We start from the raw sequence: 25002 nt of genomic DNA on the forward strand, positions 1-25002 counted from the left end.
TTTTGATACTTGGTTTTAGACGCAGGGCATTTCGTCTCTACTTCTAGCATACAAATATTAAAATAATCACTCATGCACTCAATCACTCAATCACAAATCACTAAATTATTTTATTCTAGGCTTCTGATATATATTCTCTAACGATGAAGTTGTTTGCTACGATTCGAAATACCTTTCATGAATACCGAGGTGTTATTCACAACTTCGTGGCGTTGGCATTTTTACAAGCTACCAACCTATTAATCCCTCTTTTGTTAATTCCTCTTCTGCTTCAACGCATCGGATTGGCTCAATATGGTATTGTGGCTTTGGCACAAAGTACCATGTTGTATTTTTATGTTTGGGTGGACTATGGCTTTAGTCTTTCAGCAGTAAAAACCTTGAGCGAAAAGCACCGTCAACAGGAAGATTTAAGCCAACTATTTTATGAAGTGAGTTTGTCCAAAATAATCCTTCTTATTTTAGGTTTTGGTATTTTACTCGTGATTATTCCTCTACATCCTGCCTTTACTCACAACACTAAACTGATTCTTGGTAGTTATCTGATGGTCGTAGGTCAGGCGCTATTGCCTATTTGGTTTTTTCAAGGCGTTGAAAAAATGCCTTGGGCTACTTACGCCAATTTTTGCTCAAAAATCCTTAGTGTTTGCTTGATTTATTTTTGGGTAAAAGGCGCTAGCGAAGCCATTTGGGTAAATATGATATTAGGCGGTAGCAACGTTTTGATTGGAGTCATTGCCAATATCTATTTGTCAAAAAAATATCAGTTGGTATTCCAGAAACAATGGCTGAAAGGGATTCCAAGGCAACTCAAAGAAGGTTTTTTCTATTTTACCTCCCATTTTTCAGTAAGTCTGTATATGCACTCTGGAATTATCTTGTTGGGGTGGTTTGTCAACGAACAAATGCTTGGAGTCTATAGCATAGCCGAAAAAATAGCGCTTTTACTTCGTCAAGTATTAGTCATGTTTTCGCAAGCTATTTATACGCAACTTTGCCATATTATCACACAAGGATATGAGGCTATGCAATCATTTTTGCGAAAACTATTTTTTCCTTTCTGTATTTTGATCGGACTAGGATGTTTGGGGTGCTGGCTGGGAGCACCACTGATAAGTACTTTGGTGAAATTAGATTTTTCGCAAAAAAGCTTATTTGTCCAACTACTTAGATATATGGCGTTTATCCCAGTAATTGTATGTGTCAATATCCCTTTTTATCAGCTATTGCTTATCTCAGACCATGGAAAAAGTAGCACGAAGATTTTATCTTGGGGCGCTTTGGTATGTATCTTGTTAAACGTTTTGCTGATTCCTTATTTCTCGGTACTTGGGACTGCCTTAGCGCTATTAGTTACCGAAAGTATGATAAGTGTTTTAGTAATTCTGAAAGCAAAAAAATACTTTTTTAGACGGTACGTTAGCTAACCGACCGACCAACCAAAGTCTCAAATCATGACATTAACGTTACTTTTGATATTATTGATAGGAAACAGTCTACTTTACAGAAGCCTGCTAAATCCTATCGTAATCCAAACAGGATTATGGTTGATGTACTATCTTATTTTTTGGCATAATCAAGCTTATTTTGCTGTCAATCTCGATGATATTGCTCCCTTCATAGGGCTGAGTTGTCTGGGGTTTTCACTGGGAGGATTGATTTGTTGGGGATTATACGAAAAAGTATTACCTGAAATAGCTATTCCTGAGCCCCTTTATGACAATGCCCTTTTCGTAAAAAATCTTTCTCTATTTTATCCCATTGTATTACTTTCTTTAGGGTTCACCCTTCCGATGGTGGTGAAGGAAGTAGGGCAGTTTTCGTGGGGAGATATACAAGAATTGCGGAATACCTTGGTCGAAAATGATGGTAAACGTTTTGGACTTTATGGATTAATTCAAACCTTGAGTTCCGTTTATTTGGTTTTGTTACTGACTAATACCTCTTTTTCTTGGCGCAATGGTATCCTATTAGCAGTGTTTTTGATTTATACATACCTACTAGGCTCACGAGGGCAATTGATTTTTTTTGTGATTCCGCTGGCTTATGATTTACTATGGAAAAATAAAATTTTGGTAGGACAAGCCATAGTGGGGGGGCTTATGCTTATGGGCTTCATTGTTCTTATTACGATAGGAAGAGCCTCTGATTTTTCGTGGGAATCTATCGTTCCTATGTTGTTGACCTATTCTGTGGCATCGCTGCCTGCCTTGAGTTTGGCAAGTATCGACCCAGTTCCGCTGTTGGGTTATAATACTTTTCGAGTAGTATGGCTCTGGATAGGGCGTTTGGGCTTCAATATTCCTGTGGCACCAGTTATTTCAGAATGGATTAGCACGCCTTTACCCACTAATACCTATTCGTATCTCAAACCCTATTATATGGATTTTGGTATGGTTGGGGTATTTGTTATTCCTTTGTTACTGGGTTTTGTCTATAATCTGCTTTATTTTCGAGCAAAAAGGTTTCATATAACTTCCTGCTATCTCCTAGGCTTTTTGATGTATGCTTTATTAATGCAACCAATCGAGGAGCAATATTTCAGATGGCTAACCAATTGGTTTTACATTGTCTTGGTAATGTTTTTTTTGAAAAAAGTAGAGATAAAATGGTTTGATACCAAGTGATTTTTTGATTTAGAAAACAATAAATTTCTCTGGCTAAATAAATTCAATTCACAATTCAATATTCCTATTTATGACTGGTCAAATTGCGGCAGTAATTGTCACTTACCACCCATTGATTACCAACATCCAACAGTTACTGGAAAGGCTTGGCCCGCAGGTAGACAGTATTGTTGTGGTAGATAATGGAAGTCATAATGTCGAAGAAATTGAAAAATTATTGGTCAATTACCCACAAACTACCCTTATTTCGCTAGCAGATAACCATGGAATAGGCTTTGCCCAAAATAAAGGAATAGTATTTGCTTTAGAAAAACCAGAAATAGGTGGGGTTATCTTATTCGACCACGATAGTTTGCCTGAAGCGCAAATGGTTCAGCAATTACTAGAGGCATGGCAAATGCTGACAATCGATGGTCATAATCTTGGTGCAGTTGGGCCTATTTATCGCGACCCACGCACTTTACGCAATTACCCCATTTCAGTTTTTCAGGGATTTCGACTCATTCATAATTATCCCCAAAACAAGGATGCCAAACCTATTTCTGCTTCTTTTCTCATTTCCTCTGGTTGCTTGATTGATCGTAAGACTTTTGAGACAATAGGATTCATGAACGAAGATTTCTTTATTGACTATATCGATATTGAGTGGAGTTTTCGGGCTTGTAATAAAGGATTCGAACTGTTTGCTATTCCTACAGCTATTATGTGGCATCAGGTAGGCGACGACCGTCTGAAGGTTTTAGGGAGAGAAATTTCGATACATAGCCCTTTAAGAAGATATTATTTGGCTCGCAATTCGATATTAATGCTTAAACAACCACATATTCATTGGCAATATAAAGTCCGAGAACTCTTCTATACCGTATCTAGAGTGGTTGTTTATATAGCCTTAGTTCCACAAAAAAGAAAATATCTCAAGTACATTCTTTGTGGCTGGTACGATGGTATCGTCAATCGAGTGGGTAAGTCTAGGTTGTCTTCCTAGTTTTTGAGCCATCATTTTGCCTAGTAAAGTTTATGAAATTTATGTTTATTATTTCCGATGAAGGGAGTTTTAATATTTTTCTATCGGAATTATCCTTATCCATATTCGAACATTTTCCAGACATCGAGCTACATATTATTTGCTCGGCTGAAAAAACCATAGATATACCCAATCTTTATTCTTTCCATCACCTCAATATCCATTTTCATTATTTAGGTATTCCACGAAGTCTTCGTCTCAAACACGAATTACAGGTAGCTTGGCAGATACGGCGCTTGGTGGCAGACATCAAGCCTGATTTGGTACACGCACATTTTACTACGGGTATATTTCCTACGATTCTTTTTCGAAAAATGGGTATTCCTTATTGGGGTACATTTCATGGATTGGGGCTTAATAGTAGCTCTGGTTGGAAAAAAGGGCTTTTTTATTTTTTGGAAAATCATTGTTTTCAAAAACTTGATAAAATCTTTTTGCTCAACCAACCCGATGTGGATATTGTCCAAAAGGTTTATAAAAACAAAGTTTATAAGCATCAAAGTCTTGGGTTGGGCTGTAACTTAGAAAAGTTTAATCCAACTAATTTTTCAGAAAATACTCGAGCAACTTTACGTCAAGCATTGGGGATTCAAGAACAAAAAGTCATTGCTTTTACAGGACGATTTGTCGCATTCAAAGGCTTTCATATTGTCGTAAAGACTTTTCTACAACTGGCACAAAGTTATCCACAGCAATTTAAGCTATTGTTGATAGGTGGTCTCGATCCAGTACATTCGAGTGGGCTTAGTGCTTCACAGTGGACATTTATCGAACAGCATCCAGATATTACGATAACAGGGTTTACTTCCAAGGTGGAAGAATATTTGTCTATTTCTAACTATTTTGTTTTTCCGAGTAAAAAAGAAGGCATTCCTGTATGTGTGCTAGAAGCTTTGGCGATGGGCGTACCTGTAATTGCTTCGGATAGTCGAGGAAACAATGAAGTCATCGAGCATTTGCATAATGGCGTACTTGTGCCTCCATCTCAAGATAACGATCAGGAAATAACGCATATCATTCAATCGATTGAGTTATTAGAAAAGAATACCCAACTTTACCAAGCCTTAAAATCTCAAGCTTTGTCAAACAGAAGTAGTTATTCTAGAGAAAACTTTATTAATGATTCTATCGCTGTTTATAAAACTAGTTTTTGTGAGTCATCAAAATTTCAGTTTCATTAAAGAATATGCTAATTTCATTATATTCAATCGGTAACTCATTCATCACAAGACACTTGTTTCATTTTTGGCAAGAAGATTGTTAAAAAGAATATTAACTAACTGCTAATACCTTGCTGGGTAAGTCATTTATTTCATGCCCTTGTATCTTAAAATACCCTTCAATATACTAACCACCCTTTAATTTGATGAATCAAACTGCCCGATTACTCTTTAGTACAGGATTTGTTTGACATAGTCTATTGAACAGTTTTAACTTGGAGAATAGTCTTTAATAAAGGTTATCCTCTTTTATTTGTCCTAAGTAAAAATGAAACGCTACTACTCTCTATTATTGGTGATACTTGGTATCACTTTCAGCACATTTTCGCAGACCATAACCGCTCCTTATGGTCAAAGCTTGACTATTAATAACCCCCTAGATATTGCAGGTGGGAGCATTAATATCATGTCGGATAGTGCCTACAAAATCGGAGGGAAGCCTATCCTGAGTATTGCAGGTATCGCCAATGTTTTGTTAGGCGATGGCGCAGGCTTTAATAACCAAGGGTCAAATAATATCTTCATCGGAAAAACGGCTGGGTTTCTGAATGCATCTGGTTTCGCCAATACTTTTATCGGCGAATCGGCGGGGTATTCGAATACGACAGGCAATAACAATATGTTTCTGGGAACTGCCGCGGGACTGTCCAATGCTGTGGGATACTCTAATACCTTCATTGGTGTCAACGCTGGGCGTCGTTCTTTGGCAAACGGCAATGCTTATATCGGTACGGCAAGTGGTATCAATACCATCACTGGCAATAATAATACGGGCTTGGGTACTTTGACGGGACAAGATAATGTGTCTGGTTCGCAAAATACCTTTGTTGGGTTTAACTCTGGAAGCAAACTTATGTCGGGCGACTTTAATACATTTATTGGCGCATTGACAGGCGTAGCTTCGAGCGCAAGTAATATTACTAACGCCACCGCTATTGGTGCAAATACTGAATTGGCTATTTCAAACTCGATTGTATTAGGCAATAACGCTAGCGTTGGTATCGGTACAAATGACCCCGTTACTAATGGCGCAAAACTGGTGGTTGTTGGCGCAGGTAATAATGCCAATGTTTTGCAATTGAGAAATATTCCGACCCGTAATACAGTCAACGGTCTGCGACAACTTTTTGCTGATGACGCAGGGAACCTTGTTACATTTCAAATGACAACCACTGCCAATAGCGCTTCAGAGGTCAAATTGAATACCAATAGCGTTACAAATACCCTTTGGACCAGTAACGAATCGGGATTTTTGAAAAATAACAATAATAGAGGAGTGGTGATTGGAGAAGGAATTAATTCTTTGCCTGAAGGCTATAATTTGTATGTGTCAGAGGGGATTTTGACTGAACAAGTAAAGGTAGCTTTGAAAAATACCGAAGATTGGGCTGACCATGTTTTTTCGAAAAAACATCAATTAATGCCATTACAAAAAGTAGAAGATTATATCAAAAAACACCAACATCTACCGAATATCCCTTCAGCAGCAGAAATGGTCATTTCTGGCAATGATTTGCATCAAACAGATACCAAACTTTTAGAGAAAATAGAAGAATTGACCTTGTATATGATTGAGTTGAAAAAAGAAAATCAACAAATGAAGCAAGAAATAGAGTCCTTGAAAAAGAGACAAAAGCGGACGTCATCACAGTCTAAAAAACGCTAAAACACTTTGTTGTAAGGTTTTCTTAAACGTAAAATCATGAATAAATTTTACTATCTTTTCTTTTTTTCGACTGCTATCTCTTTGAGTGGAATCGCACAAAATACTTCAACGCAAGAAGTACAATCGGATTATATAAAGTCTAGTAAAGCAACTACTGTTCCGACGCATTATCGGGCCTCAAAGGCTGTAGTTTTGCAATCAGGATTTAAGGCAAAAGGGAAGAATGGCTTTAGTGCCAAAATTCAGCATTTTCCTTTAAAAGAATCCATTACAAGTGTGTCTTTGACTGTTTCGCCCAATCCTGTACAAGACGAAGCTATTGTTCAGGTCAAATTACCACAATCCACATTGGTATCGCTTTCAGTGAGTAATGTTTCGGGCGAGTCAATTACTCAACTCCTCCAACAAGAATATAAAGAAGCAGGTGAATATCGATTAATGTTAAATACTCAAGATTGGACATCAGGAATGTATTTGCTACATCTTCGGACGTCGCAAGGCATAACAACTTTTAAAGTAATAAAGCCATAAAAAAAAGCCATCTCCGACAATCTGAGATGGCTTTTCCATAAACCCTAAACCAAACTAAATTTATCTAATAATAATCTTAGTTCATTTTTAAAAATCATTTCTTGAGATTTGCGCCTCTATCTTTTACTTCTTCTCTTTGTTGTCCTTATTAGCTTCTTTTTTCTTCACTAATTCGCCATCTTTCAATTTCTTAGAAACTGTCACATAAGGACCTGAAATGATTTGTTCTCCTTCAGTTAATCCACTTAAAATTTCGATATTATCAAAATCGGAGATACCAGTGGTAACTTCTTTCAATTTAGCATGATTGTCTTTGGTCAAAACAAACACTACTTCTTTGAGTTTTTCTTTTTTAATAACCTTTGGTTCTTCTGAATTATTGCTTTCTTCTTCTGATTTTTTCTCTTTATCAGCAGCTTTAGGGTCACGTGTTGTAACTGCAGCCAAAGGCACTGATAATACGCCATTTTTACGGTCGGTAATAATCTCTACCGAAGCAGTCATCCCTGGTTTTAAAGGATAAGAGCGTTTGCCTTTGATAAGATCAGCATAAGAACTACGAAGCACTCTAATTTTTACTTCAAATTCAGTGACAGCGTCGTTAGATACTGAAGCTGCTGCTGAAGAAGTTGCCAAACCATTAGCAGAGCTAGCCACTTCGTAAACAATACCTTTAAATTTACGCCCTGAAGCACTGTAAGAATCCACGTCGATGATTACCGTATCATTAAGACTAACACGGGTAATATCATTTTCGTTCACATTCACGCGAACTTCCATTTTATTCAAGTTGGCAATACGAAGCAACTCAGTACCAGCCATTTGTGATGTTCCTACAACTCTTTCGCCAAGCTCTACGTTCAATTTTGAGATAGTACCACTCTGTGGTGCATAAATTGTTGTTTTAGTCAAGTTGGTACGAGCTTCTTTCAAAGCTGCTTCCGAACTTCTTACGTTAAATGATGCAGCTTGAACGTTTGCTTTTGCTGATTCCAAATCTTGTTTTGCTACAGCGTATTGAGAACTAAATTGTTCGTAATCTGAATCAGATATTACTTTATCGTCATGTAACTTTTTGTTACGATCAAAATCAGTTTTTGCTTTCAACAAACGAGCCTCCGATTGAGATTGAATAGCTTTTGACTGCTCTAATGAAGCTTTTGCTGAATTTACCTGTGCTTCGGCACGAGCCAATAATGATTCGTAGTTATCAGGACGGATTTTTAACAATAATTGACCTGCAACAACCGAGTCGCCTTCACTTACATAAAGACCTACAACTTCACCAGAAACATCTGGAGAGAGTTTTACCTCGATTTCGGGTTGTACTTTACCTGAAGCAGAAACACGCTCTATAATGTCTGCACGTTTAGCTTTTGAAAGTTCTACTTCTGTTGCTTCTTCTTTTCCGATCCAACCATTCTTTTTCGCTAAAATCAACCCACCTACCACTACGACTGCGACAACGGCTAAAATGACCCAGATTCTATTGGATTTGTTTTTCATTGTATATAAAGTTTTGAAAGATTGATGTTAAGGTTTTTGAAAAACGATGAAACATCATAGTTTTTCAAGGTTTTACATTCAATCGAGTGTTTGGTTAAAATGTGAGCGGTTTATTTTGGTAATAGTCTAATATTTTCGTTCTGAAAATAAAGTCATATTTGGCTTGAATTTGGTTTGCTTTTGCTTTATCCAAATTGGTTTTTTGTAAGTTGTAGCTTACAAAATCAATCGCTCCTGCATTGAAACGACTTTCTGCAGCACGGAACGACTCTTCCAAAGCAGTTACTTGTACCGTCAATGCTTCATATCTTTTCGCCGAATTTGACATATTGGTGTAAGCTTGCTCGATATTCTGACGCAAAGTCAAGCGTGTTTTTTGTGCCTCCAGTTCAGCATTTACTTTTTGCAATTTGGCTTGGCTCACACGAGTTTTGTTAGCAAAACGGCTAAAGATTGGAATATTAGCACTCGCTCCGAAGGCATAGTTAAAAGTATTTTCTAGTTGCTTGAAATAACCAACCGTTCCTGCCTCAACAGTACGTGGTGTATTTACAACCAACGGAATATCTTGTCCATTAAAACTAACCGTTCCTAAATTTTGCTGACTGGTACCGTCTACTTTATAGATTTTTTGAGCATTTGACTGGTTGGCACCTGTCGAAGCTGAAAGGTTAATCGTTGGTAGAAAGCTAGCTCTTGCAATTTCAATTCCTTTATCAGCACTTTTTACTCTCAAATCCGAAGCCTTTACTGTTGGTTGAGTTCCTTCGGCCGTTTGATAGATTTGGTCTACAGGCGCTTCGTAAGCTGTTGTAGATGGTGTTGGTACCGAAATTCTATCTAGATTGACATTATTTGAGAACTCCTTATCATTAAGTAGCTGTACTAAATTAAGTTTTGCCAAATCTAAGGTGCTTTGATTGTTGACAACAGTAGTTTCTTCGTTGGCAACCTGAGCTTTTAGATCCAGTAAATTGGTCTGAGGTAAAGAACCCGCACGAACTAATTTTTCAGTACGCTCAATTTGTAGTTTGGTAATAGCGGTCTGGCTTTGAGCAATAGTTAATTGGTCTTCGGCATTGAGGATATTCAAATAGGCTAAAACCACCTGCATCGAAATATTCTCTTTCATGGCCTGCATATCCAACTGGTTGGCTTTTACCAGCAAATCGTTTTGTGCAATTGTATTCTTAAGGAGATTTCCATTAAAAACCGTCACCCCAGCATTTACGCCCAAACTATTGTAGTTGATATTTCGAGCTACATAAGTGTTGGTAAATGGGTCAAGGCTTCGACCAAAGTTGAAGAATTCACTTACGGTACCATTGGCACCAGGAAGCTGGTTATTTTTAGCTTGTTGATAATTCAACACGGCGTTCTGAAGCTGTATTTCTGACTGCTTTACAGAGATATTGTTGCGAAGTGCAATATCTACCGCCTGTTGTAGAGTGATTTTTGGGCCTTTTGAACTAGGAGCCTCTACTGCGGTTTGCGCCTGAGCTTGTGTCCCAGCGATAAGTGCAGCTCCCACTAAAAGTCTGTAAACGCCTGATTTCATATTTCGTTTGATAGTTTTGAGTATTCGCTCTCGATATAGTCCCTAGAGTTTTTTGAATAACCAATACTACGAATGAAATATCAAGTCGTGAAGTGATTTTGGATAAGTGGTTAGTGCGTAAGGATTAGTGGTTTGTTTTCGTATAGACCCAATCTTATTTTTATTCAATTATCTGATAAACCTGTTTGGCTTCACTTCGTGCAAGGGCATTAAAATGCCACCATTCGTACTTAATAGGCATAAATCCAGCTTGTTGCATTACGCTTCTCAAAAGACGTCGATTAGCCACCTGATGAGCAGTAAGTTGCTTGTTTTTCAGAAAATATTCTTCGTGACTTGGATAGGCTAATTTGCCAAAAAAATCAAAAGGCGTTCCCATATCTAAGGGTACTCCTTTGCTAGTAGTAATCGTCAAATCGACAGCACAACCATAATTATGGATTGATTTTTGACTTGGGCTTGCCACGTAGGTTTCTCGCTGGTGTGGCGGGTATTGAGAAAGACTATTCCATAAAATTTTTTGAATCGCAAAAGGTCGTCCGCCGTCATATACCAATAAACGATAGTTTGGATGTTTTTTTTTCAAAATGGCGTTGGCTCTTGCTAGCATTTGGGCAGGCTTTTTTTGTAAATAGCAGGCCGTCATGCAGCCATATACATCCTTTTTAACAAAATTGTCAGTCGTGGAATACTTGAGTAAAACAGCAATGCTAGGATCGAGACTTTTGACATTGACCAAGCCTTGTTGTTTCATTTTTTGCTCATAATCACATGGAGAAAACTTTTTTTCCTGACTGAGTGCAATACCAATAGTAAGCAGAAATAATATATAACATGTAAGGAGATTCTTCATAATCAATTGAAAAGGAAGAGTAAAAGCGGATGAGGGAGCTCATACTACTTTCACCGATTCACCAAAAGTAAGGTTGATAAAGGCTTTTGTAAAAGCCTTTACTAAATTACAATGTTACTAAAATTTATTTTAATAGCTTTCAATATCTTAATTGCTATCATTTTTTAAGTCTAGATATTTTTACAGAACTATTTTAAAAACCTTATGGTTAACTCTTAGTCAAAGTCTACTACTGACCTAGACCAATGTACACCTTAGTTATGTGTTTAGGCAATAGGCACAAGGCAAAGAGTTTAATGCCTGTAGACATGCTTTTATCCAAAGCTCACCGCCCAAAGCCGATACCTGAAAACCGAAACTCAATAGTGCAATTTAATTTTATATTATTCTCCAATTCACAATCGCTCATATCAAACCATGAAAATACTATTACCCTATCTTAAACGATACCAAACAACGGTGTGGCTAGCGCTATTGCTGGCAATTATTAATCAAGTTTTTTCACTGTTAGACCCGCTGATTTTTAGACATATTATCGACAATGTGGCTACTAAGTTTACGGACAAAAACAGTACATTTCAGGATTTTGTAGGAGCTATTTTACCATTGCTCGGTGCCTCTGTTGGGGTAGCCTTTGTCTCGAGAGTAGCCAAAAACTTCCAAGATTATTTTATCAATACGATTACTCAAAAAATCGGTGCCGAAATGTACGCCGATGGGATTCGTCATTCACTCGAATTGCCGTATGAAACCTTTGAAGACCAACGCTCTGGTGAAACACTTGGCAAACTTCAAAAAGTAAGAGTCGATGTAGAAAAGCTTATTTCGTCGGGTATTAATATCTTTTTCCAGAGTTTAGTTGCCTTGGTATTTGTAACGATATATGCCGTTTCGGTGCACTGGTCAATTGTTCCATTGTTCTTAACAATTGGCCCTCTTATTGGATGGATTAGTTCGTTATTAAGTAAAAAAGTAAAAGTAATTCAAAAGTCAATCGTTCAGGAATCTACAGCTTTGGCGGGCTCTACTACCGAATCATTACGCAATATCGAGTTAGTAAAATCTTTGGGCTTGGCGCAACAAGAAATCAATCACCTCAATAGCACGACGCAAAAGATTTTAGGACTTGAACTCAAAAAAGTGCGTTATGTGCGTAGTATGATGTTTATTCAGGGTACAAGTGTTAATTTACTTCGAGTAATTTTGACCTTTATCATGATGTATTTGATTTATCGTGGAGATATCACCCTTGGTCAGTTTTTCTCTTTAAATATTTACTCATTCTTTATTTTTGGTCCATTACAGGAAATGGGTAATGTGATCAATACCTATCGTGAAGCACAAGTTTCTTTACAAAACTACGAGTCTTTATTCGATATTCCTGTTGAAGTAAAACCAGCATCTCCACAGCCTATTCCTAGTATCAAATCACTGGCTTTCGATAACGTTTCGTTCAAACATCAGTCAGCATCTAAAAATGCACTTCGTGAGGTAAGCTTTCAAACAGCAGCAGGGCAAACTATCGCTTTTGTAGGTCCTTCGGGCTCAGGAAAAAGTACTTTGGTAAAATTGCTTGTGGGTCTGTATAAACCTCAAAATGGTCAAATATTGTACAATGGTCATGATGGGCGCACGATAGATTTTGATCAATTAAGAGAAAAAATAGGCTTTGTGACTCAGGATACGCAATTATTTTCGGGTACAATTCGTGAAAATTTACTTTTTGTAAATCCTAATGCCACCGATGAAGAATGTTTGGCAGTATTGAAAAAGGCAGCTTGCGAGCCACTTTTAGCCCGTGCCGACAAAGGTCTCGACACAGTCATTGGAGAGGGAGGAGTAAAAGTATCGGGTGGTGAAAAACAACGTTTAAGTATTGCCAGAGCTTTATTACGTAATCCACATTTATTGATTTTTGACGAAGCTACTTCTGCACTTGACTCTTTAACAGAAGAAGAAATCTCAGAAACGATTCGTCAGGTATCTGTTCACGGCGAGCATCTCACTATTTTGATTGCGCACCGATTGAGCACTATTATGCACGCAGATAATATCTTTGTACTCGAAAAAGGAAAAATTGTTGAATACGGCTCGCATCAAATACTATTAGAGAAAAAAGGACTCTACTATGCGATGTGGCGTCAGCAAGTAGGCGAAAAAGAAAGTATAGAAATTGAATAAAACCTTGGGGGTGTCGAAATCGGCACCCTAATTTATTATATCCCAAATTCATGTCCAATCACATTACCCGTTATGAAGGTTTGATTGCCTCCCAAACCTTTGATAAAGTTACCAGTAAGTTACAAAAGCAATTTGTCCAAAACCTCAAACGTCTGGAGGCGCTAAAAGTAGAAGTTGCCGAAGCCAAAGCCTTTGAGCGTGCTGTAGAAGTTCAAGTTGCCAAAGATATTGCTCCTCTGCACCGAAAATATAACCAACGATTGGGAGATATGCTCTTGATTTTGGATGCCCATTATGGACAATTATCGGAAGAAGAAAACTACAAATTAGGCTTTTATATTGCCACCATGGTCAGTCAGCTATTGGCTTCGGGATTACAACATTTACAACCTTTGTACGAGAAATACCAAGAATATCTGGTATCAGACTCTCAGGAAATAGATATGCCTGTTGAGGAAGAAGAAGATGGAGAGGATATTCCAGAAGAATGGAACGAACAAGATAACCGCATTTTTGAGCAAGTTGAAGAAACTTTACCACCCATTACCAACAAAACCGCTCGTTCGATTTATATGGAATTGGTAAAGGAGTTTCACCCAGATTTGGAATCAGACGAGGAGGAAAAGCTTCGTAAAACTAAATTGATGCACTTAATTACAGAGGCTTATTCCAAAAACGACCTTTATGAATTATTGAAGCTTCGAATGACGCTGATTACGGAACAAGAAAAGCCTCAGACTTTTGTCGAACCACAACTCAAGCGTTATAACAAGATTTTGATTAAGCAGATTTTGTTTTTGGAAAAAGAATTGAAAGATATTCAAACAGGGGCGTATTGGCAGTTTGGAAAAGGCAATTACAAAACGATGGATATTAGTATTATTACTGAAATGAATTCCATTAAAAAAGCAACCAAACAATTAGAGTTTCATAAGCAAGTGCTCAAATCAAGGGAATATGTCGTGCAGTTTTTGAGTAATTATTAATATGCGCTAGGCTATAAGCCGTAGGCATTAGGCAAGCACAATTTGGCTTTCGACTTTCAGCAATGGGCTTTCGGTCTTTAGCAATGGGATTTCGGCAAAAATATTCCTCATGAATTCAAAGAAGTTTTTTTACTTTAAGCCTACGGATTATGGCCCGAAGCCCCATGCTGAAAGCCGATAGCCCAATGCTAATATTTGTATTTTTCCGCTACTTTTTCATAAAAATACGACTCGCCTTTTTCCTCAATATCATCGTAGGTGTATATTTCGCGATGTTTGTTTCGTAGCGCATATTTTATCAACATAAAATCGCCTATGCAGCCCATGGTGTGAAGCGCCAATAAGAGGATAGTCGTAAATTGCCAAGCGGGAAAAAGAAAAATAGAAGCTATCAATAAAGGAGTAATAATGGCAAAAGGCATAATGGCTAACCAAATAAGCTCCTTGAGATTTATTGCAAATTTCTGAGCATACGCATACGCCATCATGCCTTTCCAACTCCAACCAAAACCTATCTTTGGTGCGCCTAATATTTTAAATACAGCTCCATGAATAAGCTCATGTATGGGCAACAATAATATAAAAAATAGCAAAACTCCGCCAAACAGTGAACCTAATCCATGCCATTCACCTCTAAATGCTGCTGGAATGATGCTCACTAAGCCGTATCCTACCAAAGCTCCTAAAAGCATCAATAACACCAAAGGAAGATATCTTGAAAGAGGTCTATCGGTGCTGGTATCTGTTCCTGCACTCATCTCTCTTGCCAAGAATGTCCCCATTTCATCAATATGAAAAGCATCTATCAATTCAAACTCCTTGTTGTTTTGTAATTCTTCGGGTGTTGGACGTTGAGCCATAAGGATTATACAAGTTATGAGTTTATAATTGGACAAGATAATAAGTACGATTAGACCAAAAATGTAAATAAATCTGGTTTTTCGTTGAGTAATTGGTATTGGATTTTATTTTCCTCCATACGCATAAGAAGAGGGTCAAAATCTTCTTTGTATTTTAACTCAATGCCCAGCAAAACAGGTCCAGACTCACGGTTGGTTTTCTTTTGGTATTCAAAATGGGTAATATCATCGTTTTCACCTAAAACATTATTAAGGAAATTTCTCAATGCTCCAGCACGTTGCGGAAAACGAATAATAAAGTAATGTTTCAATCCTTCGTAAAGTAAAGAACGCTCTTTTATTTCTTCGGTACGAGTAATATCATTGTTGCCTCCCGACACCAAGCATACTACATTTTTACCTTTTATTTCTTCTTGTAAAAAATCCAAAGCAGCAATTGTCAAAGCACCCGCTGGCTCTGCTACAATCGCCGATTCGTTATATAATTCTAAAATAGTGGTGCATACCTTTCCTTCAGGTACTACAATGATATCATCGAGGGTTTGCTTACAGATTTCGAAGGTTTTATCGCCTACACGCTTTACAGCTGCTCCGTCCACAAATTTGTCGATCGTTTCCAATTCTACCACATGCCCAGCATTGATACTTGCTTTCATAGATGGTGCCCCTTGTGGCTCAATCCCAATGATTTTGGTATGTGGAGAAAGTTGTTTAAATACCGTAGATGTGCCAGCCGCAACACCACCGCCACCGATAGCCAAAAGAATATAATCTATTTTGACATCTGCATCCTTAAAAATCTCTAAACCAACCGTGCCTTGTCCTGCAATAACGTCCATATCATCGAATGGATGCACGTAAGTAGCATTTTGTTCCTCACAGTAGATTTTGGCCGCATTGGAAGCATCGTCATAGGTATCGCCAACCAACTGAATATCGATATGTTCACGACCAAACATTTTTACAGATTTAATCTTTTGGTTTGGTGTTGTGGTTGGCATAAATACGGTGCCTTTCACTTTCATTTTATGGCAAGCATAGGCCATACCTTGAGCATGATTACCTGCACTGGCACATACAACACCTTTATTGAGAGCCTCTTTCGACAACTTTACCATTTTGTTGTAGGCTCCACGAATTTTGTAAGAACGCACAATTTGTAGGTCTTCGCGTTTCAAGAAAATATTAGCCTGATAACGTTCTGACAAAATAAGATTTTCCATCAATGGCGTGTGCGATGCCACGCCACGGAGGCATTCTGCCGCATCATAGATGCTCTCGAGCGAAGGAAATTGTGCTGTTTGTGTATTCATAAAAATTGTTGTAGGTAAAAGATTATCAGTTAACAGTGTATCGGTTAGACTTCAACAGTATCAATTTAATAAATTCTTTTACTTGATAGATTAAATATGGGGGATAATGAGAGAACAATTGTGAATTATGAATGATGAATTGTGAATGTAAGTCGTTGATTATTAGATTTATATTCACAATTCATCATTCACAACTCATCATTAAGTGACTGAATGGTGAATCATGAATTAGCAGTGAACGAAGTACCTATTTCGGATATCGGATATCGGATGTTGGATTTCGGAATTGTAAGGTGCTAAATTTTGTAAAAAATAAAGGCCTTTTACTTTATTTCCGAAATCAGAAATCCCCAATCCGCAATAGTTAGAATTCCTTCTGATTGTATTCCTACTACTAACAATAACTTTCGTGCTTTTCTAAAACACAAATGAGTGAATAATAGATAGCAATCCATTACTCACTCATTGTTATAGCCAGTTTGAACAATAATGAAGATTTTAAGCCTTCAAATTCCTCAAATTAAAGAACTAGTTTCTTTCTGGACGAAGGCTACGTACAGCTGCACCAGCTCTCCACATTTCAGACTCACGAAGCTCTTCTAATTCAGCTTCCAACTTCACGCGGTAGTCAGGTTGAGAGTTCAAAGTGATAGAACGCTCAGCTTCAGCTTGAGTTTTTACAGAGTTGTACAATTGAGCGAATACAGGCTTAGTAGCTTCTTTGAAAGGTCTCCACCAGTCCAAAGCACCACGTTGAGCTGTTGTAGAGCAGTTAGCGTACATCCAGTCCATACCGTTTTCAGCTACTAATGGCATCAAAGATTGAGTTAACTCTTCAACTGTTTCGTTGAATGCTTCAGATGGAGAGTGACCGTTTTCGCGCAATACTTCGTATTGAGCAGCAAAGATACCTTGGATAGCACCCATCAAAGTACCACGCTCACCAGTTAAGTCAGAAGTTACTTCTTTGTAGAAGTCAGTTTCGAACAAATAACCTGAACCTACACCGATAGCCATAGCAATACATTTCTCACGAGCTTTACCAGTAGCATCTTGGTAAACAGCGAAAGAAGAGTTCAAACCTTTACCTTCTACGAACAAACGACGAAGAGAAGTACCTGAACCTTTAGGAGCTGCCAAGAATACGTCAACATCTGCAGGAGGAACGATACCAGTTTTCTCTTTGTAAGTGATACCGAATCCGTGAGAGAAATACAACGATTTTCCAGCAGTCAAATATTTCTTAACAGTTGGCCACAATTCGATTTGAGCAGCATCTGAAAGCAAGTAGCAAATGATAGTACCTTTTTCTAAAGCTTCTTCGATTTCGAACAAAGTTTCACCTGGAACCCAACCGTCAGCTACAGCTTTGTCATAAGTTTTACCTTTACGTTGACCAACGATTACGTTCAAGCCGTTATCTTTCATGTTCAAAGCTTGACCAGGACCTTGTACACCGTATCCAATTACAGCGATAGTTTCATTAGCCAATACTTCTCTTGCTTTTTCTAATGGGAACTCCTCACGAGTCACGATATCCTCTACCACTCCGCCAAAATTAATTTGTGCCATGATTTGATTTGTTTTTTGGAATTATGTTTTACTGAAAATTATTTACAAATGATAAATATTGGATGATTGAAGTTGGAAGATAGATACTCAACACTCACAACTCAACACTCCTAACTTACACCACTTCCCAGTTGCCTTCTGGAAGGTATTCTACCAAGCCTTTTTCTGTTTTACCAACAGCCACACGACCTGATTTTAAGTATTCAAGAATTTCCCAGTTTTTGATATATTCATAAAATTCTGAGATTTCTTGTTCTGTACCATTTTTCTCGATTACTACATAATCAAGACCCCAGTGTACAACTTTTGCATTCCAGTCGAGGTTGATTTCTTTGATGTTCAAAGGAGTACCCCCTAGTGGTGTTGCGATTTTGAAAAGGGCGATTTCGTTGAAAACGATTTCGTGGTCAAGGTATCCAAATACCGCTAATACATCGACTACCTTACGGATTTGGCGAACGAGTTTTTCAACAGCCTCGCGCGAATCGTGACGGATAACGATAGTAAAACGAGATACACCTACGCGCTCGGTTTCACATACGGTCAACGATTCGATGTTCAAGCGTCTACGAGTAAAGATAATCGTAATACGGTTGAGCAAACCGATGGTATTGGAAGTAAATATGGATAACGTGTATGTTGTTTTCATGAGTTATTGCTAGTCAAATGTTTTAGCTAAGTAAGTCTATTTTAAACTTTACGAGAAAGACTCATAGCTGGCTTTTCTATAATTCGATAGTAGATATAAGCTATACCTATTGTACTAATTAAAACGCCTATTCTGTATACTAGGATTAAACTTGGTCTATGGATATATGGCTCTAAAATCGGCAATAATGCAACTGTAACTGGTACATGTATTAGATATAAAGAGAAAGAGATTTTTCCTAAAAAGTCTAAGACACTTATTTGCTTTTTTATAAAAAAAATAAAACTGATGGCAAAGATTGTTGCTAATGTAATTGGAATAGCCGTATCTAAATGTAAGATTTGGCTGAGCCAGTAATAATTTAGGATTAATACAAAAGCACTACTAATTAACAATTCGGGCAATTCTATAACCTTGATTACATATTGAAAAGCAAAAATGCCAACCATAAATATGAGGATATGAGAGTGAAAAAATAAGCTCCCAACCCACCAATAATTAAGTCCAAATAGTAGCAAATATGCAACGTGCCTAATCCAAAAGTTTTTGTTCGTTATTAATCCGAGAAACAATCCTATGTATAAGTAAAATTGTAATTCAACAAACAGTGTCCAATATGCATGGTTAATGAACTCTTTACCCCAAAACACATTTAGGTATCCTATATTGAGCAAGACAGTTGACCAATCGATATCAAGTCGTTGGGATGCCTCATATACGAAATGTGTTATAAGTTTTAAAAGTACTAACAATGCAATCGAAGCCACATAAGGTAATTCAATTCGAACGAGTCGTCTTTTGAAAAGATTACCAAAGTTTTGAATATCATACTTGTTTCTATACATAGATAGTGGTATGATAAACCCTGAAATCACAAAAAAAACTTGAACGCCTAAGTATCCATATTCTGATGCTTTTACTAATAATTTGCTTGCTGAAAGTAATTTTTGTTCTGAAAAAAAATGAACAAAGTACACTGCTAAACACGCTATTCCTCTCAGCATTTGCACAGAATGTATCTGACTTTTATTAGAAACTTGTTCTCTTAGACTTTCAAATTTCATTTATACAGTTGTTAAATGGACTTACTATTTAATTTTCAAATATACAAATAGCCTGTACTTTAATGAAATATGATATTAGTAAAAGAAGTGGTAACACTTCTTTTACTCTAAAATTACATTAGTAACACATGTACCAGCTGGTACCATTGGGAACACGTTTTCTTCTTTTTCACAGATAATTTCAAGCAAATAAGGCTTGTCTGAGTTGAGCAAAGTGTCTAGTGATTCTGAAAGTTGAGCACGATCAGAAACGGTGTGTCCTGCAATACCAAATCCTTTTGCAATCGTGATAAAATCAGGGTTTTGTAATTCTACAAATGAATAGCGTCTGTCGAAGAATAACTGTTGCCACTGGCGTACCATTCCAAGGAAGTTATTGTTCAGAATGATGATTTTAACGGGTAAGCCACTTTGAGCAATTGTTCCCAATTCTTGAAGAGTCATCTGGAAACCACCATCACCGATAATTGCTACTACTTCACGGTCTGGAGCACCAACTTTAGCACCAAATGCCGCTGGAAGTGCAAAACCCATGGTTCCAGCACCACCTGAAGTTACACTTGAGAATGGCTTTTTGAAACGATAATAACGATTTGAAATCATTTGGTGCTGACCAACGTCAGTAACTGTAACAGCTTCACCTTTTGTTTTCTCAGAAAGCATTACTACTGCTTCACCCATTTTGATTTGGTCGCCGTCGTGGAAAATATCTTTCTTCGTGATTTTTTCGTATTCGATAGCATCGTATTTAGCAAACTCAGCACGCCATTCAGGGAAAGAGTTTTGGTTTACCAAAGGAATCAACGCTTTCAAAGCTTCTTTCGCATCGCCCACAACTGGTGCATCGGCAAATACGTTTTTATTGATTTCTGCAGGGTCAATTTCGATATGGATTACTTTAGCTTGCTTCGCATAAGTATTCAAATCACCTGTAATACGGTCGTCAAAACGCATCCCAATAGCGATAAGTACATCACATTCATTCGTTAATACGTTTGCTCCGTAATTACCGTGCATACCCGGCCAGCCTACATACAAAGGGTGGTCGGCATCAACAGCTGACATACCTAGTAACGTTGTCGCTACAGGAATTCCAGTTTTTTCAATAAACGCTTTTAACTCATCTTGAGCATCGGCCAACAGTACTCCATGACCAGCCAAGATATAAGGCTTTTGAGCTGCATTAATTAATTTGGCTGCTGCCTCAACATGCTCTTGCTTAGGTACAGTACGAGGACGATAGCTAATAATATCCACTGATTTTGGATAGTGGAAAGGCTTCGTCATTTTATCAGTTTGTGCTGTACGAGTAATATCAATTAATACAGGACCTGGACGACCAGCTTCTGCAATATGAAATGCTTTTGCAATAATTTCTGGAATTTCGTTGGCATCTACCACTTGGTAGTTCCATTTAGTAATAGGCATTGAAATACCAATGATATCACATTCTTGGAAAGCATCAGTACCTAACAAATTGCCTTTTACTTGACCCACAATACAAACCATTGGGGTAGAGTCTAGCATGGCATCAGCAATAGGAGTCATGAGGTTAGTTGCTCCCGGACCAGAAGTCACCATTGCGACACCTGCACGGTTTGTCATACGAGCATAACCTTGTGCTGCGTGACCTGCACCTTGCTCATGGCGCACCAGAATGTGCTTGAGTCTATCTTGATAATCATAAAGCGCATCATAAGTAGGCATGATGGCGCCACCCGGATAGCCGAAGATTGTATCAACACCTTGCTCGACTAAAGATTGCATTATGGCCTGCGCGCCCGTAAGAAACTGTTCTGTTTCTTTTGCTTTGGGTTCTGCGGTCATGGTTTGTGTCTGTGCTGCCATGCGATTTTTGTAATTAAAATGTTGAACTCCGAAGAGTTGAATGCTAATTCTCGTTTTTGTGGTTTTGTTTAGTTCTTATTTTCAGGAAAATCCCATTTTCCTGCTTTCCAGACTTCATACCATTCCTTCTCAAAAAGAATAGGAGGATGTTCTTGGCCAGTAACTTTGCGTTTAAATGCGTCAATATTATTTTGGTAAACGGCTCGATTAGCTTTTACTACTGGAGTCATTTTATAATAAGTCATCAAACAAAATAGACTGAAGGCGAAGGCAAAACCTACACCAATCAAGAAACTAAATCGTGGGTTCATCTGAATATTTGCGATCATTAGGGTAATCAAGCAAACGAAAACGGCTGAACCAATTTTATATCTTGGCGTTGAAATGGCTGATATGATATCTCTATTGAGCCCTACCATACAACTCGTCGCTACAAGAGCAATAAAAAATGCTAACAAAAACACTTGTACTTGCTTTGAACGTACATGAAGTGGGATTTGCTTAACGAATACTAGATTGAGATTTAACAAAACCCCTACAAACAACATGAGAACACCGAGTAGAATAGGTATTTGAGCACTGATAGTGGTACCCACAAAGCCTCCTAGATATCCCATTGAACCTTCAAATAATTGAACAAAATTGTTGATGCTATTTTGATGAGGTAAATTGTGTAAATACAATCCTGTAATAATCAAACCGTACAATACCCAAGGAATAATCATCTTTTTTGCTTCCAAAAACCATAAAATAAAGATTCCTGCTGGAAACACTACCAATCCATTCCCTGAAGTAAATGTGGCAAAAAAGCCCCATACAAAAGCCCAAAGTAATTGCTTAGGTTGTTTTGCAACTTGTGTTAGTTGCCAAAAACTCAAACCTAACCAAAAATAGATTCCTAGGTTTTGGACAGCAGCCATCCCGAAAAATGTATTTTCGAAATACTGCATCTGAAATAACATACAACTAATGGCAAATGCATAAACCCAAGATTGTTGCATATGACCAATTACTCGATAAAAAATACTAGCAAGACCTACTAAAGTAAGATTACCAATCAATAAAACTTTGTATATATCAACAGCTCCATTGTCTGTTGTACCCACTAACCAAAAGATTAGCCTTGTAAATACGATTCTATGTTCATTGTGCGGAGTAAACCAGATTTCTAATTCCTCCTTTAGGGTTATAGCTTTGTTAATATCAACTATTGTGGTCAATACAGCGAAATCGTCTAGTTGTGGACAGTCGATTCCCCAAAAGCAAACCCATGTGTAATAGAGCAAGATTGGGAGCAAAATCAGCAATACACTCCACCACTTTAGGTTTGATGTTTGCCATTGCCCCTTATTACCAAGGTTCATAAATTTTAATTGTATCGTGTTAGTGATGTGGATGAAGGTAAAGGCTGTAAACTCTACATTGAATATGTCATCTGTATACCTTCATTTACAGATCTTTCATACTCGTCGAGTAAAATAGCTTACAGTCTTTTAGTTTTCAAGGTGTTATCGTATTTAAGCTTAATAAAAGCCTACGACTAGCTTTTATTGGAAAAGTAAGCCATTGGATATAGCTGAGTCCAATGGCTTAACTATTTATAAATCTGTTACACAACCTTCACTTGCTGAGGCTACGTTTTTCACATATTTGCGTAAAACACCTTGTTTGAATGGTGATTCAGATGGAGCCCAGCTTTTACGACGTTCTGCCAATTCTTCGTCAGATACGTGTAAATGAAGAACATTATTAACTGCATCAATCGTAATCAAATCGCCATCTTTTACCAATGCGATATTGCCACCTACCTGTGCTTCTGGTGTTACGTGACCTACAACGAATCCGTGTGTTCCACCTGAGAAACGACCGTCTGTGATCATAGCCACTTTGTTGCCCAAACCTGCACCCATGATAGCCGAAGTTGGTTTCAACATTTCTGGCATACCCGGGCCACCTTTAGGACCTTCGTTGCGGATTACTACTACCTGACCCTCTTTAATTTCTCCTTTTGATAAGTATTCGATTACTTCTTCTTCACGCTCACAAACCTTAGCAATACCTTCAAAACGTTCACCTTCTTTACCCGTAATTTTTGCTACAGCACCACCTGTTGCTAGGTTACCATACAATACTTGTAAGTGACCTGTTGGCTTGATAGGGCTTGTTAATGGCAAAATGATTTTTTGTGAATCAAAATCCAATTCAGGAACATCAGCTAAGTTTTCAGCAATTGTTTTGCCTGTTACAGTCATACAATCGCCATGTAAATATCCTTCTTTCAACAAGTATTTCATCAATGCTGGTACTCCACCGATTGAAAGCATATCTTCCATATAATACTTACCAGAAGGTTTCAAATCTGCAATTAGCGGAGTGCGGTCAGAAATAGCTTGAATATCTTTTAACGTAAATTCAACTTCAGCAGCGCGAGCGATTGCCAAATAGTGCAATACAGCGTTTGTTGAGCCTCCCATTGCCATTACCATGGTAAGCGCGTTTTCGAAGGCTTTACGAGTCATGATATCTCTTGGGCAAATATTTTGCTCCAATAAGTTTTTCATCGCTGCACCAATAGCCAAACATTCAGCTTTTTTGCCTTCGTGGGTAGCTGGGTATGAAGAAGAGTTAGGCAATGTCAAACCCATCGCTTCCATCGACGATGCCATCGTGTTAGCAGTGTACATACCACCACAAGCACCAGCGCCTGGGATAGCGTTACGAATAACACCTTCATAATCCTCGTCAGAGATATTGCCTGCGAATTTTTTACCCAAAGCTTCGAATGCCGAAACGATATCTAATTTTTGACCTTTATATTCTCCAGTACGAATTGTACCACCATATACCAACATACCTGGGCGGTTCAAACGAGCCAATGCCATCATGGCTCCTGGCATGTTTTTGTCACAACCTACTACTGCAATCACGCCATCATACCATTGAGCACCTACTACGTTTTCGATCGAATCTGCAATCAAATCACGTGATGGCAATGAGTATGACATCCCGTTGTTACCGTTGGTCATACCATCTGATACGCCAATTGTATGGAAAATCAAACCTACCATTCCGTTCTCTTGAACACCTTTTTTCACATGTACCGACAATCCGTTTAGGTGCATATTACATGTGTTTCCTTCATAACCTGTACTAGCAATACCGATTTGTGCTTTTTGCATATCTTCGCTAGTAAGACCAATTCCATAAAGCATGGCTTTGGCTGCAGGGTTGGTTACTTCTTGAGTCAGTGTTTTTGAGAATTTGTTCAGTTCCATAACTTGAAAAGATGCTTTAGACTCTGCCCGACAGGATAGAAAACACGAGTCAGAGGGTTTGTATTATTCTTCTATTTTTTGACTTATTTTAAGTTCGATATTTCTGGACAGCAAAAGACCTTTCTCAGTGTGTGAGAAAGGTCTTTTCAATTATATACATAAAAGCCCGTCTCACACTTCACAGCAGAGAATCACGAGAACGAGAATGATATTTACAAATCCAGAAACTTTCATAAAAAATTAGCGAAATTTCGCTAGTGTTTTTGTTA

The 25002-nt window shown here is 37.9% G+C and carries 19 protein-coding genes; 8 read left to right on the forward strand and 11 right to left on the reverse strand.

The genetic code is table 11. The features are described from left to right. Positions 1–143 precede the first annotated feature (143 nt). The 6 genes from QM524_RS22815 to QM524_RS22840 all read left to right on the forward strand — a co-directional run bounded on the left by QM524_RS22815 (position 144) and on the right by QM524_RS22840 (position 7068). The gene (locus QM524_RS22815) at positions 144–1427 is read left to right on the forward strand and encodes an oligosaccharide flippase family protein (protein WP_283346383.1); all 1284 of its coding nucleotides are present in this window, start codon (positions 144–146) and stop codon (positions 1425–1427) included. Positions 1428–1454: 27 nt separating this feature from the next. Continuing rightward, a complete protein-coding gene (locus QM524_RS22820) occupies positions 1455–2627 on the forward strand; it encodes an O-antigen polymerase (protein WP_283346384.1) in 1173 nt (390 codons plus the stop codon). A gap of 70 nt (positions 2628–2697) precedes the next feature. After that, positions 2698–3612, forward strand: a complete 915-nt coding sequence (locus tag QM524_RS22825; protein WP_283346385.1) for a glycosyltransferase family 2 protein — start codon at positions 2698–2700, stop codon at positions 3610–3612. Between the two features lie 41 nt (positions 3613–3653). Further along, positions 3654–4832, forward strand: a complete 1179-nt coding sequence (locus tag QM524_RS22830) for a glycosyltransferase (protein WP_283346386.1) — start codon at positions 3654–3656, stop codon at positions 4830–4832. Between the two features lie 307 nt (positions 4833–5139). After that, complete coding sequence (locus QM524_RS22835; protein WP_166577330.1) at positions 5140–6537, forward strand: coiled-coil domain-containing protein; 1398 nt, start codon at positions 5140–5142, stop codon at positions 6535–6537. Between the two features lie 36 nt (positions 6538–6573). Next, positions 6574–7068: a T9SS type A sorting domain-containing protein gene (locus QM524_RS22840; protein ID WP_283346387.1), complete on the forward strand. Its 495-nt coding sequence runs from the start codon at positions 6574–6576 to the stop codon at positions 7066–7068. Between the two features lie 123 nt (positions 7069–7191). Here the strand turns inward: QM524_RS22840 and QM524_RS22845 are convergent, their stop codons facing one another. The 3 genes from QM524_RS22845 to QM524_RS22855 all read right to left on the reverse strand — a co-directional run bounded on the left by QM524_RS22845 (position 7192) and on the right by QM524_RS22855 (position 10886). Continuing rightward, the gene (locus QM524_RS22845) at positions 7192–8574 is read right to left on the reverse strand and encodes an efflux RND transporter periplasmic adaptor subunit (protein ID WP_283346388.1); all 1383 of its coding nucleotides are present in this window, start codon (positions 8572–8574) and stop codon (positions 7192–7194) included. A gap of 94 nt (positions 8575–8668) precedes the next feature. After that, entirely contained in the window at positions 8669–10132 is a 1464-nt protein-coding gene (locus QM524_RS22850; protein WP_283346389.1) for a TolC family protein, read from the reverse strand. A 160-nt stretch (positions 10133–10292) separates the two neighbouring features. Next, the gene (locus tag QM524_RS22855) at positions 10293–10886 is read right to left on the reverse strand and encodes a M15 family metallopeptidase (RefSeq protein WP_283346390.1); all 594 of its coding nucleotides are present in this window, start codon (positions 10884–10886) and stop codon (positions 10293–10295) included. Between the two features lie 516 nt (positions 10887–11402). Between QM524_RS22855 and QM524_RS22860 the strand changes: the two genes are divergently transcribed. Together QM524_RS22860 and QM524_RS22865 are read left to right on the forward strand one after the other, a co-directional pair. Continuing rightward, a complete protein-coding gene (locus QM524_RS22860; protein WP_283346391.1) occupies positions 11403–13166 on the forward strand; it encodes an ABC transporter ATP-binding protein in 1764 nt (587 codons plus the stop codon). A 50-nt stretch (positions 13167–13216) separates the two neighbouring features. Then, positions 13217–14152, forward strand: a complete 936-nt coding sequence (locus QM524_RS22865; RefSeq protein WP_283346392.1) for a hypothetical protein — start codon at positions 13217–13219, stop codon at positions 14150–14152. Positions 14153–14340: 188 nt separating this feature from the next. On the opposite strand, the gene QM524_RS22870 is transcribed toward QM524_RS22865, so the two are convergent. The 8 genes from QM524_RS22870 to ilvD form a co-directional block, all read right to left on the reverse strand. Further along, the gene (locus QM524_RS22870; protein ID WP_283346393.1) at positions 14341–15012 is read right to left on the reverse strand and encodes a DUF3267 domain-containing protein; all 672 of its coding nucleotides are present in this window, start codon (positions 15010–15012) and stop codon (positions 14341–14343) included. 50 nt (positions 15013–15062) lie between these two features. Beyond that, on the reverse strand, positions 15063–16325 hold the full coding sequence (gene ilvA / locus QM524_RS22875) for a threonine ammonia-lyase IlvA (RefSeq protein ID WP_283346394.1): 1263 nt from the start codon (positions 16323–16325) through the stop codon (positions 15063–15065). Between the two features lie 528 nt (positions 16326–16853). After that, positions 16854–17897, reverse strand: coding sequence for a ketol-acid reductoisomerase (gene ilvC, locus QM524_RS22880; protein WP_095161260.1), 1044 nt, complete (start codon positions 17895–17897; stop codon positions 16854–16856). Between the two features lie 115 nt (positions 17898–18012). Further along, entirely contained in the window at positions 18013–18546 is a 534-nt protein-coding gene (ilvN, locus tag QM524_RS22885) for an acetolactate synthase small subunit (protein WP_095161261.1), read from the reverse strand. Between the two features lie 41 nt (positions 18547–18587). Then, positions 18588–19610, reverse strand: a complete 1023-nt coding sequence (locus QM524_RS22890; RefSeq protein ID WP_283346395.1) for an acyltransferase family protein — start codon at positions 19608–19610, stop codon at positions 18588–18590. Between the two features lie 102 nt (positions 19611–19712). Continuing rightward, the gene (ilvB, locus tag QM524_RS22895; protein ID WP_095161263.1) at positions 19713–21458 is read right to left on the reverse strand and encodes a biosynthetic-type acetolactate synthase large subunit; all 1746 of its coding nucleotides are present in this window, start codon (positions 21456–21458) and stop codon (positions 19713–19715) included. A 68-nt stretch (positions 21459–21526) separates the two neighbouring features. Further along, positions 21527–22822, reverse strand: a complete 1296-nt coding sequence (locus tag QM524_RS22900; RefSeq protein WP_283346396.1) for a hypothetical protein — start codon at positions 22820–22822, stop codon at positions 21527–21529. A 234-nt stretch (positions 22823–23056) separates the two neighbouring features. After that, positions 23057–24733: a dihydroxy-acid dehydratase gene (gene ilvD / locus QM524_RS22905; RefSeq protein WP_283346397.1), complete on the reverse strand. Its 1677-nt coding sequence runs from the start codon at positions 24731–24733 to the stop codon at positions 23057–23059. Positions 24734–25002 lie beyond the last annotated feature (269 nt).

Source organism: Flectobacillus roseus, from assembly GCF_030056595.1.
Lineage (GTDB): Bacteria > Bacteroidota > Bacteroidia > Cytophagales > Spirosomataceae > Flectobacillus > Flectobacillus roseus.

Bases quoted from the DNA above. Each gene is read 5' to 3' on its own strand.
- ilvC (WP_095161260.1), bottom strand. From the start codon at position 17,897: ATGGCACAAATTAATTTTGGCGGAGTGGTAGAGGATATCGTGACTCGT.
- QM524_RS22860 (WP_283346391.1), top strand. From the start codon at position 11,403: ATGAAAATACTATTACCCTATCTTAAACGATACCAAACAACGGTGTGG.
- QM524_RS22815 (WP_283346383.1), top strand. From the start codon at position 144: ATGAAGTTGTTTGCTACGATTCGAAATACCTTTCATGAATACCGAGGT.
- QM524_RS22850 (WP_283346389.1), bottom strand. From the start codon at position 10,132: ATGAAATCAGGCGTTTACAGACTTTTAGTGGGAGCTGCACTTATCGCT.
- QM524_RS22825 (WP_283346385.1), top strand. From the start codon at position 2,698: ATGACTGGTCAAATTGCGGCAGTAATTGTCACTTACCACCCATTGATT.
- ilvD (WP_283346397.1), bottom strand. From the start codon at position 24,733: ATGGAACTGAACAAATTCTCAAAAACACTGACTCAAGAAGTAACCAAC.
- QM524_RS22870 (WP_283346393.1), bottom strand. From the start codon at position 15,012: ATGGCTCAACGTCCAACACCCGAAGAATTACAAAACAACAAGGAGTTT.
- QM524_RS22820 (WP_283346384.1), top strand. From the start codon at position 1,455: ATGACATTAACGTTACTTTTGATATTATTGATAGGAAACAGTCTACTT.
- QM524_RS22845 (WP_283346388.1), bottom strand. From the start codon at position 8,574: ATGAAAAACAAATCCAATAGAATCTGGGTCATTTTAGCCGTTGTCGCA.
- QM524_RS22900 (WP_283346396.1), bottom strand. From the start codon at position 22,822: ATGAACCTTGGTAATAAGGGGCAATGGCAAACATCAAACCTAAAGTGG.
- QM524_RS22890 (WP_283346395.1), bottom strand. From the start codon at position 19,610: ATGAAATTTGAAAGTCTAAGAGAACAAGTTTCTAATAAAAGTCAGATA.
- ilvB (WP_095161263.1), bottom strand. From the start codon at position 21,458: ATGGCAGCACAGACACAAACCATGACCGCAGAACCCAAAGCAAAAGAA.
- QM524_RS22840 (WP_283346387.1), top strand. From the start codon at position 6,574: ATGAATAAATTTTACTATCTTTTCTTTTTTTCGACTGCTATCTCTTTG.
- QM524_RS22835 (WP_166577330.1), top strand. From the start codon at position 5,140: ATGAAACGCTACTACTCTCTATTATTGGTGATACTTGGTATCACTTTC.
- QM524_RS22830 (WP_283346386.1), top strand. From the start codon at position 3,654: ATGTTTATTATTTCCGATGAAGGGAGTTTTAATATTTTTCTATCGGAA.
- QM524_RS22865 (WP_283346392.1), top strand. From the start codon at position 13,217: ATGTCCAATCACATTACCCGTTATGAAGGTTTGATTGCCTCCCAAACC.
- QM524_RS22855 (WP_283346390.1), bottom strand. From the start codon at position 10,886: ATGAAACAACAAGGCTTGGTCAATGTCAAAAGTCTCGATCCTAGCATT.
- ilvN (WP_095161261.1), bottom strand. From the start codon at position 18,546: ATGAAAACAACATACACGTTATCCATATTTACTTCCAATACCATCGGT.
- ilvA (WP_283346394.1), bottom strand. From the start codon at position 16,325: ATGAATACACAAACAGCACAATTTCCTTCGCTCGAGAGCATCTATGAT.